Source organism: Streptomyces sp. NBC_01497, assembly GCF_036250695.1.
Taxonomy (GTDB): domain Bacteria; phylum Actinomycetota; class Actinomycetes; order Streptomycetales; family Streptomycetaceae; genus Streptomyces.
On record NZ_CP109427.1, the window covers coordinates 2,879,063 to 2,891,707 of the forward strand.

Sequence of the window (12,645 nt, forward strand, 5' to 3'; positions counted from 1 at the left end):
GGACGGGCGTCCACGGCGCCTCAGACATCCAGGATGCGGCTGTGCGGGGTGCTCGCGAAGTCCTGGGCCCCCGCTCCCGCGTCGATGTGCCGGGCCTCGTCGTTCATGCGGCGGAGCGTGTCCGCCTCCTGGTCGGTGAAGCCGTCGCGGCTGAGGCGGACCGCCTCCTCGACGACGCCCAGGAGTTCGCCGACGCGGACCACGTCCTTGGCCACCCGGAGGTGGTTCTCGCGGTAGCCGTCACCGGCGTCGCTCTGCCAGCCGCCCTCGATCGTGTCGACGAGGGTGGACATGCGCCGGACCTGGTCGCCCAGGTGGTCCCGCATCTTGTTCAGGCCGCCCACGAGATGGGTGAGGTCGTCCGCCGATACGTCGAGGTCCTTGTCGTCGCCCATGCGCCGACTCTACGACCCGGCGCGTGACGCCTGAAGGGGCTCGGCCCGGTTCGCCCGCGAACGGCGGCCGGGGCGCCGGCACCGGGCATCGCGCCGCACTGTTGCCTTCTTTCCTTTCGCGTACGGAGTCTTGACATCACCCAATGGTCTGGACCAGTTTGTAACCGCTTTCCCCCCACACGTTTTCCGCTCTCCCCCCACGGAGGCCAAGCAGTGCACCTCACCTCACTCCCCCGCAGGGCCGCCCTCGCGGTGGCCGGACTGGCCGCCGCCGCGACGGTGTTCGCCCTGCCGGCAGCCGCCCAGGCGGCACCGGCACCCCAGGCCGCACCGGCCGCGTCGGCGGCCGCCGTCCCGGCGCACGCCGTCACCGGCTACTGGCAGGACTTCGACAACGGCGCGCAGGTCCAAAAGCTCGCCGACGTGCCCGACCAGTACGACATCATCGCCGTCGCGTTCGCGAACGCGACAACCACGCCCGGGCAGATCGCGTTCAGCCTGGACCCGGCGGTGGGCTACACCTCCGACGCCCAGTTCACGGCGGACATCGCGGCCAAGCAGGCCGAGGGCAAGTCCGTGGTGCTGTCCGTCGGCGGGCAGAACGGCACCGTCTCCGTCAGCGACGCCGCCTCGGCGTCCGCGTTCGCCGACTCCGCGTACGCGCTGATGCAGCAGTACGGGTTCAACGGCATCGACATCGACCTGGAGAACGGGCTCAACTCGACCTACATGGCGCAGGCACTGCATCAGCTCGCGGCCAAGGCGGGCTCCGGGTTCGTGCTGACGATGGCGCCGCAGACCATCGACATGCAGTCGACGTCCGCCGAGTACTTCAAGACGGCGCTGGCCGTGAAGGACATCCTGACCGTCGTCAACATGCAATACTACAACAGCGGTTCGATGCTGGGCTGCGACGGCAAGGTCTACTCACAGGGCTCCGTCGACTTCATCACGGCGCTCGCCTGCATCCAGCTCCAGGGCGGACTCGACCCGTCGCAGGTCGGCATCGGCGTACCGGCGTCGTCGAGCGCGGCGGGCAGCGGGTACGTGGCGCCCTCGGTCGTCGACGACGCCCTGGACTGCCTGACGAAGGGCAGCAACTGCGGTTCCTTCACTCCCCCGACGACCTGGCCGGGCGTGCGCGGTGCGATGGCCTGGTCGACCAACTGGGACGCGTCGGCCGGCAGCGCCTGGTCGAGCACGGTCGGCGGGCACGTGCACTCCCTCTGAACAGGCAGCCTGCCGCGGGGTGATCACCCGCGGAGGACGTCCGACCGGAACGCCGTCCGCCACCGCGGGCGGCGTTCCCGTTCGCCCGGCGGGAAGGCGCCGGGGCCCGCAGGACACGTGGCCGGCGCCTCCGGGCCGCCGCACTTCCTGCGGAATTCGCCGTGACATCTTGACAAGTCCATTGGTCTGGACCATTTTACCGGTCAGGCGGTGGCCACCGTTTCCCTTTCCGCACCTCCATCCCACCCCCATCCGGAGGCAGTAAGTGGAACGCACCAGACGCAGATCCTGGCTCCGCAGAACCGCGGGCGGCGCCGTCGCCGCCCTCGCGGCCGGGGCGCTGAGCCTCGCCGGACTCGCCGGCACCGCGCACGCCGCCGACATCAACGTGGCCAAGAACGGCGGTTACGAGTCCGGGCTCGCCAACTGGACCTGTGCGGCGGGCACCACCGCCGTGGTCTCCTCCCCCGTGCACGGCGGCTCCGCCGCTCTCCGGGGCACGCCCGCCGGGCAGGACTTCGCGCAGTGCGCGCAGACCGTGGCCGTCGCGCCCAACTCCTCGTACACGCTCAGCGCCTGGGTCCAGGGCTCGTACACGTACCTGGGTGCCACCGGCACCGGTACGACCGACCCGCAGACCTGGACACCCGGCAGCTCCGGCTGGACGCAGCTGAAGACGACGTTCACGACGGGCCCGTCCACGAAGTCCGTCAGCGTCTACACACACGGCTGGTACGGCCAGGCCGCGTACGACGTGGACGACCTCACCCTCGTGGGCCCGGACGGCGGCGGGGGCGGCGACACCGGCCCGCAGGCGCCCGCCACGCCGGGCGGGCTGAGCGCGAGCGGCGCCACCGCGTCCTCCGTGAACCTGAACTGGGGCGCCGCCTCCGGCGCCACCGGCTACAACGTCTACCAGGGCGCGACGAAGATCCAGTCGACGTCCGGCACGTCCGCGACGGTCTCCGGGCTCGCCGCGAACACGACGTACCAGTTCCAGGTCAGCGCGACCAACTCCGCGGGCGAGTCCGCGAAGTCGACGGCCGTGAGCGTGACGACCACCTCGGGCGGCGGCACCACCCCGCCCGGCGGCTCCCCCTCCGTGCCGAAGCACGCGGTCACGGGCTACTGGCAGGACTTCAACAACGGCGCCACCGTGCAGAAGCTGCGGGACGTCCCCTCGAACTACGACATCATCGCCGTGGCGTTCGCGGACGCCACGAGCACGCCCGGCCAGCTCGGCTTCACCCTCGACCCGGCGGTCGGCTACTCCTCCGCCGCCGACTTCAAGGCGGACATCGCCGCGAAGAAGGCCGCGGGCAAGTCCGTGATCCTCTCGGTGGGCGGCCAGAACGGCACGGTCTCCGTCAACAGCGCCTCGTCCGCGACGGAGTTCGCGAACTCGGCGTACTCGCTGATGCAGACCTACGGCTTCAACGGCATCGACATCGACCTGGAGAACGGCGTCAACTCCACCTACATGGCGCAGGCGCTGCACCAGCTTGCCGCGAAGGCCGGCTCCGGGTTCGTCCTGACGATGGCGCCGCAGACGCTGGACATGCAGTCCACGGGCACCGAGTACTTCAAGCTGGCGCTCGCGGTGAAGGACATCCTCACCGTCGTCAACACCCAGTACTACAACAGCGGTTCGATGCTGGGCTGCGACGGCAAGGTCTACTCGCAGGGCTCCGTCGACTTCATCACGGCACTCGCCTGCATCCAGCTCCAGGGCGGCCTCTCACCCTCGCAGGTCGGCATCGGCGTACCGGCGTCGACGAGCGGCGCGGGCAGCGGCTACGTGGCGCCGTCCGTCGTCGACAACGCGCTGGACTGCCTCGCCAAGGGCAGCAACTGCGGTTCCTTCAAGCCCTCGACGACCTGGCCGGGCCTGCGCGGCGCGATGGCCTGGTCGACCAACTGGGACGCCTCGGCCGGCAACGCCTGGTCGAACACGGTGGGCCCGCACGTGCACGCCCTGCCGTAACACCCCGCCCGGGGCCGGGGGCCAGGGGCCCGACGGCCTCTCCCGTTCCCCCCACAGGGCCGACAGCGCCGCCGCGTCGAAACGGCGGCGCTGTCGCGCGCCCAGGTCCGGCCGGGAACGGGTCCGGCCGGGAAGGGACTGCGAGGACGGACTCAGCCGAGGACGGCCAGCGCGTCGATCTCGATCAGCAGGCCCGGGGGCAGCGCCACGTACACCGTCGTACGGGCGGACGGCGGGGCCTGCAGGTTCTGCTCCGCGAAGTACGCGTTGTAGATCTCGTTCATCTCCGCGAAGTGGGTCACGTCGGTGAGGTAGACGCGCATCATCATCACGTCGTCCCAGCTCGCGCCCCCCTCCTCCAGGATCGCCTTGACGTTCGCGAGGGTCTGGAGCGTCTGCTCGCGCAGGGTGGGGCCCGCGGGCGTGGGGGCCTGGCCCGCGACGGCCGGCAGGAAGCCGACCTGGCCCGCGACCTGCAGGATGTTGCCCTTGCGCACGCCGTGCGAGAACTTCGCCGGCGGCTCGGTGTGGGTGGCGGGGGTCAGCGCGGTCTTGTCGCTCATCCTGTTGCTTCCTTGGGTGGTGTGGTACCTGCGTACTCCCTGCTGACGGCGTCCGCCGTGCGGCGGACCTGCGGCAGCAGTCCGAGGAGTTCCTCGGCGGTCACGACGACGTTCGGTGCCGAGACCGACATCGCGGCAACCACCCGTCCGTCGGGTCCCTTGATCGGGGCGCCCACACAGTTGATGGACTCCTCGTGGCCACCGAGGTCGGTGGCCCAGCCCTGGTCGCGCACGACGGCCAGCTCCCGGAGGAACGCGGGCGCGTCGGGCGTCGAACGGGGCGTGTACATGGGGTAGTCGAGGCGCTCGGCGAGCGCCCGCCGCTCCGGCTCCGGGAGGTCGGCGAGCAGCAGTTTGGCGACCGCCGCGACGGTGATCGGCACGGACTTGCCGATCCGCGAGTACATCCGGACCGGGTAGCGGCTCTCGACCTTGTCGATGTAGAGGACCTCGCGCTCCTCGTAGACCGCCAGGTGGACGGTGTGCCCGCAGCTCTCGTTGAGGGCCATCAGATGCGGGTGCGCGACGTCGCGCACGTCGAGGTTCAGGGCGGCTTCCTGGGCGAGGGTGAACAGCTTGGCGCCGAGCCGGTAGCGCTGGTCGCGCTGGCGGTGCACGAGGCCGTGCTCGTTCAGGGTGCGCAGCAGCCGCATCGCGGTCGACTTGTGGACGCCGAGCGCCTCGGCGACCTCGCCGAGGTCGGCGGGGCCGCGGGCGAGCAGCGGCAGGATGCTCAGGGCGCGGTCGACGGTCTGGCTCATGGCGTACGCACCGCCCCGGCGGCTCCCGCGTCACCGGCGGCCGGGTCCGGTGCGGGGGCCGCGGCCGGGTCCGTCGCGCCGGCGTCCTTGCGGCCCGCGTCCGTCCAGCCCGCCGAGAGCCGCAGCGCCGCCCACTCCCGTTCGCCGAGCGCGGCCAGCCGGTCGGCGTGGGCACGCTCCGGCGGTACGCACACGTCGGCCTCGACCGTCAGGACGGAGGCAGCCATCAGGTGGCCGTGCCGCAGCCGTTCGGCGGGCGGCAGGCCGCGCAGCGTCGCGGACAGGACGCCCGCGGCGAAGGCGTCGCCCGCGCCGACCGGAGCCACGACGTCGACGCTGAGCGCGGGCGCGGTCACCGAGGTGCCGCCGGTGAACAGCGTGGCACCCGCCGCTCCCCGCTTGACGATCAGCGTCGCAGGCTCGGGCAGGGCCGCCCGGATCGCCTCGGCGCCACGCACGTCCCAGGCCTCCGCCGCCTCGTCCTCGCCGACGAAGACGAGGTCGGCGCCGCGCGCGAGGTCCAGCAGGACCCGGGCGCCGGCGGCGTCGCGCCACAGCCGGGGCCGGTGGTTGACGTCGAAGGACACCAGGGGCCTGCCGGGCCGCCGCGCGGTGAGGGTTTCGAGGAGGGCGAGGCAGTCCGGCGACAGGGCGGCGGTGATGCCGGAGAGGTGGAGGACGCGACAGTCGTCGAGGAGGCCGAGCGGCATGTTCGCGGGGGACATCGCGGAGGCCGCGGAACCCGCCCGGTAGTACGCGACCTCGTGCGCGGTCGTCGCCCGGTCGTTGGCGGTGCGGAAGTAGATGCCGGTGGGACGCTCCGTGTCGCGCCGTACCGCCGAGGTGTCGACCCCGTACGCCCCTATCGCCTCGACCAGGTGGTCCCCGAAGCCGTCGGCCCCGACCCGGCTGACCCAGGCGGACCGGTGGCCCGCGGCGGCCAGCGCGCAGGCCACGTTGGACTCCGCGCCGCCGATACCGCGGGCGAAGGAGGGCACGTCCGCGAGGCGGCCGGGCCGCGACGGTACGAACGTGACCATGGACTCGCCCACGCACACAACCTCGGTCACTCGCCGGCTCCTCCCGATTGACCCGATGTCGCGTCGGATGTTAGACAACGACAAGCGTCATGCGCAACGCGCGTTGCAGCATGTGCAACCAACAGGGGGACCACTCACCCCAGGCGACTCACCCCGCAGGAGCGCACACCCATGGGCCCGATCAGCGAGGAGGCCGTCGCAGGCCTCGCAGAGACCCGCGTCGACCACCGGTTCAAGGGGCTGCCGCCCGACGCGGAGGGGCTGACCGTCGGGGAGCTCGCCGCGCAGCACCGCTCCCTGTTCACCGGCGGCTTCACCACCCCGGTGCTCGCCCTGTCCGCCGAGCGGCTTGAGCACAACCTCGCGCTGCTGGAGACCTACACCGCACGCCACGGCCTGGACTTCGCGCCGCACGGCAAGACGTCCATGGCGCCGCAGCTGTTCGCGCGACAGCTCGCGCACGGCGCCTGGGGCATCACGGCGGCCGTCCCGCACCAGGTGCGGGTCTACCGGGCGTACGGGATCCAGCGGATCTTCCTCGCCAACGAGGTCGTCGACGCGGCGGCCCTGCGCTGGATCGCCGCCGAACTGGACGCCGACCCGGACTTCCGCTTCGTCTGCTACGTCGACTCCGTACGCGGCGTGGAGCTGATGGACGAGGCGCTGCGCGCGGCGGGCGCGAGCCGGCCCGTCGAGGTCGTCGTGGAACTCGGCGCGGGCGAGGGCGCGCGGACCGGCGCCCGCACGGAGGCCGACTGCACGGCGGTCGCCGACGCGGTCGCCGCGGCCGGCACGCTCCGGCTGACCGGCGTCGCGGGGTACGAGGGCGAGGTGCCCGACGCCGACAGCGAGCGGGTGCGTGCCTACCTGCGGCGCCTGGTGGCGCTCGCGGCCGGCTTCGACGCTCAGGGCCGGTTCGCCGGGGCCGGGGACATCGTGATCAGCGCGGGCGGCAGCGCCTGGTTCGACGCGGTGGCGGACGTGTTCGAGACGATCCCCGAGCTGTCCGCGCCGGTCGTGAAGCTGCTGCGCTCGGGGGCGTACGTCTCGCACGACGACGGCCACTACCGCCACCTCACACCGTTCAACCGGGTGCCGCAGGAAGGCGCGCTGGAGCCCGCGTTCCGGCTGTGGGCGCAGGTCGTCTCCCGCCCGACGGGTGAGCAGGCGTTCGTCAACGCGGGCAAGCGGGACGCCGCCTACGATCTGGACCTGCCGGAGGCGCAGGTCGTACGGGACGGGCGCACCGGCGAGATCCGCGCGGCCGACGGCATCGCGGTGGCCCGCCTGTCCGACCAGCACGCCTGGATCACCACCGGGCCGGGCGCGGACCTGGAGGTCGGGGACTGGCTCGGGATGGGCCTCTCGCACCCGTGCACGTCGTTCGACAAATGGCAGCTGATCCCCGTGGTCACGGCCGACGGCACGGTCACGGACCTCGTCCGTACGTTCTTCTGAGAGGTACGGCGTGGATCTCGTCATCCGTGGGGCGCTGATCGTGGACGGATCGGGCGACCCGTCCTACCGCGCCGACGTGGGCATCGACGGCGGCCGGATCGCCGGGATCACGCCGGAGGGCGGCGGGCCGCGCCCGTCCGCCGCCCGGCAGATCGACGCGGCGGGGCTCGCCCTGTCCCCCGGCTTCGTCGACATGCACGCGCACAGCGATCTGGCGCTGCTGCGCGACCCCGAACACCTCGCGAAGACCGCGCAGGGCGTGACCCTCGAAGTACTCGGACAGGACGGCCTGTCGTACGCGCCGGCCGACGACCGCACGCTCGGCGAGATCCGCCGCACCATCGCCGGCTGGAACGGCGGCGGGCCGGGCGACCGCTCCGTCGACTTCGACTGGCGCACGGTCGGCGCGTACCTGGACCGGCTGGACGGCGCGTTCGGCGGACGGGGCATCGCGGTGAACGCGGCGTACCTGGTGCCGCAGGGCTCGGTGCGGATGCTGGCCGTCGGCTGGCAGGACCGGCCGACGAGCGCGCGGGAACTCGACCGGATGCGGCAGTTGGTCGCCGAGGGCCTGCAGCAGGGCGCGGTCGGCATGTCGTCGGGCCTGACGTACACGCCCGGCATGTACGCGGACGACGCCGAACTGACCCAGTTGTGCCGGGTGGTGGCCCATTACGGCGGCTACTACTGCCCGCACCACCGCAGTTACGGCGCGGGCGCCCTCGCCGCCTACACGGAGATGGTGGAACTGTCCCGCGACGCGGGCTGCGCCCTGCACCTCGCGCACGCCACGATGAACTTCCCGGAGAACGAGGGCCGCGCGCCCGAACTCCTCGCGCTCCTGGACCGCGCGCTCGCGGACGGCGCCGACATCTCGCTCGACACCTACCCGTACACCCCGGGCGCGACGACGCTCGCGGCGATGCTGCCGAGCTGGGCCAACGAGGGCGGACCCGACGCCGCGCTGGCCCGCCTGGCGGATCCGGCGGTGGCCGCCCGGGTCCGCCACGACCTGGAGGTCACCGGCTCCGACGGCTGCCACGGCGTGCCCATCGACTGGGACACCATCGAGATCTCCGGCGTCACCTCTGCGGACCTCGCACCGTACGTCGGCCGGTCGGTGGCCGCCTCGGCGCGGGCGGCGGGCGAACAGCCGTGGACGGTGGCACTGCGCCTGCTGACCCGCGACCGGCTCGCGCCGACGATCCTGCAGCACGTGGGCCACGAGGAGAACGTGCGCCGCATCATGCGCCACCGGGTACACACCGGCGGCAGCGACGGCATCCTGCACGGCAGCAAGCCGCACCCCCGCGCCTACGGCACCTTCCCGCACTACCTCGGCCGCTACGTACGGGAGTTGGGCGTGCTGTCGCTGGAGGAGTGCGTGGCCCACCTGACCGGCCGTCCGGCGGCCCGGCTCCGCCTCGCGGACCGGGGCCTCGTGCGCCCCGGCTTCCGCGCCGACCTGGTCCTCTTCGACCCGGACACGGTCGCGGCGGGCTCCACCTTCGACGCGCCGAGGACGCCCCCGACAGGCATCCCGTACGTCATGATCGACGGGCGGTTCGTGATGGCGGACGGCCGCCGCACGGACGTCCTCGCGGGCCGCTCGGTACGGCGGAGGGCGGACGGGACGGCGGTCTGAGGACGGGGTGCGAAGGCGCGCAGGTCTGCGCCTGCCGTGTGGCCGGCGCACCGCTCAGCGCTGCTTCGTCAGCGTGTAGAGGTCGGACCCGTCGACGAAGACGTACAGCTGGGGATCGTGATCCGTGCCCAGCACCGACCACTGTTCCGTGCCGCAGGACTTGCCGCCCTCCGTGCGCACCTCCTGTTGCCGCTCGCCCACGTCCGCGTCGAAGGACCAGGTCCCGCTCACTGTGCAGCCGGGACCGAGGACGACCCGGCCGCCGTCGTGCGTGGCCCGGTCGTGCAGGCGCACCGCCTCCATGAAACCGTCGGACTCCAGCCGGACGCCGCCGCCGTGGCCGTCCGCCCAGACACCGACGAGCCGGGCGGGCGTGAGCACCGGCGGCCGGTAGACGTGCAGCGGCCCGACCGTGAACAGCAGCACTCCCGCAGCCACGACGGCGGTGAAGCCGAGGCCCCCGCTCAGCCAGACCCGCTCCCGGGCGTCGGGGAGCGGCACGGGCCGCTCGTCGCGCAGCGTCCACCACACGGGCACGCCCGCGCCGGTGAGCGCTCCGGCCACGGCGAGCGCGGCCCAGCCGGCACTCGCCGGAGCCGCCCCCGCCATCAGGCAGCTCAGTCCCGTCGCGAGGCCCGCCACCGCGGCGAACGCGGGGAACCACCAGCCCCCGTAGCGGCCGCGCCGCCTGCGGACCAGGGAGCCGACGAGGCGCACCAGCGGCACCACGCCGACGCCCGCCAGGATCCGGCACACTCCCCAGACCACGGGCACCATCGCCAGCAGGAAGAACCCGAACAGCCCCCAGTCCCCGCCTCCCGCGTCCGGCTCGGCGGCCCATACCGGTACGTACACCGCCCCGGCGAGCAGCACCTCGAAACACAGCGCGAGCGAGGCCGTGCCCGCCTGCGCCCAGCGGCTTACGCTCTCGTCCTCCGCTGCCGCCGCCCGAAGCGGCCGCATCATCCCCGAACCGTCCACACGCTCCCCCTGTCCCCCACGGCATTCTGCGCTCAGAGGGACCGGGCGGGTCGCGGCGCCCCCGGCCGTCCGCGCGAACGCCTCCCGGCACGCCCGGCCTGTACCGGTACCGCGCCCCGCGTCCGATTCGCGGCCCGCGAGTTTATGAGATTGCTGTGCGAACGGATCCCGGCGGCCCGTTCGATCGTCTCTTTCCCCGACACGGTTGTCGGGGTGGGAGCAGGTAGCGCGATGGGGCAGGCCGCCGGGGGCACGCGGGTACGCCGAGAGGTGCGGGGACGGGCAGGGCGGCGGGGCCGGGGGCGGCTTCGCGCGCGGGCGATGGGGACGGCGGCGGGAGCGCTGGCGCTGGCCGCGCTGCTCGCGGGGTGCGGGTCCGACCATGTGCGGGCGGCCGGTCCCGGGGCGGGCGCGGCCGACGGGAAGGCGCCGCCCCGCCCGTCCGCGTCGGCGAGCCCGTCGCCGACGCACCGGCCGCTGCCCTCACAGACCTCGACGCCCGATCCCGCGCTGCCGCCGCCCGTCGTGTCGATGGACATCGCGCACGCGGCCCTCAGCGGCGGCAAGGCGGTCAACATCACGATCGACGACGGGCCGGACCCGGCGTGGACGCCCCAGGTGCTGCACGTGCTGAAGGAGAACGGCGTCAGGGCGACGTTCTGCATGATCGGGCCGCAGGCCGCCGCCCATCCGGACCTGGTGAAGGCGGTCGTCGCGGCCGGCCACCGGCTGTGCGACCACACCGTGGACCACGACGAGTCGATGAACCACAAGAGCCGGGCGTACCAGAAGCACGAGATCCTGGCGGCGGCCACCCAGATAGCCCAGGCGTCGGGCGGCGTGAAGCCGCAGTACTACCGGGCGCCGGGCGGCGCCTTCACCCCGTACAGCAGGCAGGTCGCGGCGGCGGCCGGACTGCGGCCGCTCGGCTGGAACGTGGACGCGAAGGACTGGGAGCGGCCGGGCGTCGGCGCCATCCAGGCGACCGTCAAGGACGAGCTGTCGAACGGCCCGACGATCCTCTTCCACGACGGGGGCGGGGACCGCAGCCAGACCGTGCAGGCGCTCGGGCAGCTGCTGCCGTGGCTGCGCCACCACGGCTACGCGTTCAGCTTCCCGGTGCGCTGACACCCGCGGGCCGGCGTCCGGGCCACCCGCCCGGCGGGCGCGGGAGCGGGCGCCCCAGGCCCTGGGCGCCCGCGTCCCGGCGGCTCCCGCCGGTCCTGCGCCGGCCGGGCGAACGTGGGGAAAACCACGGCGCGGCCCCGGGCCCGCGCCCGTACAGTGGCGGTCATGCAGGTGATCCAGTCGACCAAGCTCGCCAACGTCTGTTACGAGATCCGGGGCCCGGTGCTCGACGAGGCGATGCGCCTTGAGGCGGCCGGCCACCGCATCCTGAAGCTCAACACGGGCAACCCCGCGGCGTTCGGCTTCGAGTGCCCGCCGGAGATCCTTGAGGACATGCTCCGCAACCTCGCCACGGCGCACGGCTACGGCGACGCGAAGGGGCTGCTGTCCGCGCGGCGCGCGGTGATGCAGCACTACCAGACCAAGGGCATCGAGCTGGGCGTCGAGGACATCTACCTCGGCAACGGGGTGTCCGAGCTGATCCAGATGGCGATGCAGGCCCTGCTGGACGACGGCGACGAGGTGCTCGTACCGGCACCGGACTACCCGCTGTGGACCGCGTCGGTCTCGCTCGCGGGCGGCACCGCCGTCCACTACCGGTGCGACGAGCAGGCGGACTGGCAGCCCGACCTCACCGACATCGAGCGCAAGATCACCGACCGCACCAAGGCGATCGTGATCATCAACCCGAACAACCCGACGGGCGCGGTGTACGGCCCCGAGATGCTGACGGCCCTGGCCGACGTCGCCCGCCGGCACGGCCTCGTGATCTGCTCGGACGAGATCTACGACCGGATCCTGTACGACGGCGCCACCCACACGCCGACCGCGGCGCTCGCGCCCGACCTGCTGACGCTCACGTTCAACGGCCTGTCCAAGAACTACCGGGTGGCCGGGTTCCGCTCCGGCTGGCTCGCGGTGTGCGGCCCGAAGGGCCACGCGTCCTCGTACATCGAGGGGCTGACGATCCTCGCGAACATGCGGCTGTGCGCGAACATGCCGTCGCAGTACGCGGTGGCCGCCGCGCTCGGCGGCCGGCAGACCATCGACGAGATGGTGCTGCCGGGCGGCCGGATCCTGGAGCAGCGGGACACGGCGTACGAGCTGCTGACGCAGATCCCGGGGGTGACGTGCGTGAAGCCGAAGGGCGCGCTGTATCTGTTCCCGCGGCTCGACCCGGCGGTCTACAAGATCAAGGACGACCGGGAGATGGTCCTGGACCTGCTCCGCGCGGAGAAGATCATGGTGGTGCACGGTACGGGCTTCAACTGGCCGGAGCCGGACCACTTCCGGATCGTGACGCTGCCCACGGCGGCGGACCTGGCGGACGCGGTGACCCGGATCGGGACGTTCCTCGACGGCTACGGACAGCACTGACGCCGGGACTCCTGGTAGCCGTCGCCGCCGGTCTTCGATCGGCCTCAACTTTAGACTGATTCCAATGTAGGATGGGTTCCTGA

At 72.8% G+C, this 12,645-nt stretch carries 11 protein-coding genes; 6 read left to right on the top strand and 5 right to left on the bottom strand.

Annotation, left to right across the window (positions count from 1 at the left end; all coding sequences use genetic code 11):
- Positions 1-20 precede the first annotated feature (20 nt).
- Positions 21-395, bottom strand: coding sequence for a WXG100 family type VII secretion target (locus OG310_RS12240; RefSeq protein WP_329455912.1), 375 nt, complete (start codon positions 393-395; stop codon positions 21-23).
- Between the two features lie 213 nt (positions 396-608).
- Here OG310_RS12240 and OG310_RS12245 point away from each other — a divergent pair, with 213 nt between their 5' ends.
- Together OG310_RS12245 and OG310_RS12250 are read left to right on the top strand one after the other, a co-directional pair.
- Positions 609-1,625 carry a chitinase gene (locus tag OG310_RS12245; protein ID WP_443078618.1) on the top strand — a complete coding sequence of 339 codons (1,017 nt, stop codon included), beginning with the start codon at positions 609-611 and terminating at the stop codon, positions 1,623-1,625.
- A gap of 265 nt (positions 1,626-1,890) precedes the next feature.
- On the top strand, positions 1,891-3,609 hold the full coding sequence (locus OG310_RS12250; protein ID WP_329455913.1) for a chitinase: 1,719 nt from the start codon (positions 1,891-1,893) through the stop codon (positions 3,607-3,609).
- A gap of 152 nt (positions 3,610-3,761) precedes the next feature.
- Here OG310_RS12250 and OG310_RS12255 read toward each other — a convergent pair whose 3' ends face one another.
- Genes OG310_RS12255 through OG310_RS12265 form a run of 3 tightly spaced genes read right to left on the bottom strand, consistent with a single transcriptional unit; the run spans position 3,762 to position 6,042 of the window.
- Positions 3,762-4,172: a RidA family protein gene (locus OG310_RS12255; RefSeq protein ID WP_329455914.1), complete on the bottom strand. Its 411-nt coding sequence runs from the start codon at positions 4,170-4,172 to the stop codon at positions 3,762-3,764.
- On the bottom strand, positions 4,169-4,933 hold the full coding sequence (locus OG310_RS12260; protein WP_329455915.1) for an IclR family transcriptional regulator: 765 nt from the start codon (positions 4,931-4,933) through the stop codon (positions 4,169-4,171). Before OG310_RS12260 ends, OG310_RS12255 begins: the two co-directional genes overlap by 4 nt.
- Positions 4,930-6,042: a sugar kinase gene (locus OG310_RS12265; protein ID WP_443078841.1), complete on the bottom strand. Its 1,113-nt coding sequence runs from the start codon at positions 6,040-6,042 to the stop codon at positions 4,930-4,932. The genes OG310_RS12260 and OG310_RS12265 overlap by 4 nt, the downstream gene beginning before the upstream one ends.
- A gap of 102 nt (positions 6,043-6,144) precedes the next feature.
- On the opposite strand from OG310_RS12265, the gene OG310_RS12270 reads away from it, so the two are divergent.
- Positions 6,145-7,431 carry an alanine racemase gene (locus OG310_RS12270; protein ID WP_329455917.1) on the top strand — a complete coding sequence of 429 codons (1,287 nt, stop codon included), beginning with the start codon at positions 6,145-6,147 and terminating at the stop codon, positions 7,429-7,431.
- A gap of 10 nt (positions 7,432-7,441) precedes the next feature.
- Positions 7,442-9,076, top strand: coding sequence for an N-acyl-D-amino-acid deacylase family protein (locus OG310_RS12275; protein WP_329455918.1), 1,635 nt, complete (start codon positions 7,442-7,444; stop codon positions 9,074-9,076).
- A gap of 54 nt (positions 9,077-9,130) precedes the next feature.
- Here the strand turns inward: OG310_RS12275 and OG310_RS12280 are convergent, their stop codons facing one another.
- The gene (locus tag OG310_RS12280) at positions 9,131-10,042 is read right to left on the bottom strand and encodes a hypothetical protein (RefSeq protein WP_329455919.1); all 912 of its coding nucleotides are present in this window, start codon (positions 10,040-10,042) and stop codon (positions 9,131-9,133) included.
- A 336-nt stretch (positions 10,043-10,378) separates the two neighbouring features.
- Between OG310_RS12280 and OG310_RS12285 the strand changes: the two genes are divergently transcribed.
- Together OG310_RS12285 and OG310_RS12290 are read left to right on the top strand one after the other, a co-directional pair.
- Complete coding sequence (locus tag OG310_RS12285; RefSeq protein WP_443078842.1) at positions 10,379-11,185, top strand: polysaccharide deacetylase family protein; 807 nt, start codon at positions 10,379-10,381, stop codon at positions 11,183-11,185.
- Positions 11,186-11,350: 165 nt separating this feature from the next.
- On the top strand, positions 11,351-12,562 hold the full coding sequence (locus tag OG310_RS12290; protein ID WP_329455921.1) for a pyridoxal phosphate-dependent aminotransferase: 1,212 nt from the start codon (positions 11,351-11,353) through the stop codon (positions 12,560-12,562).
- Positions 12,563-12,645: the final 83 nt, after the last annotated feature.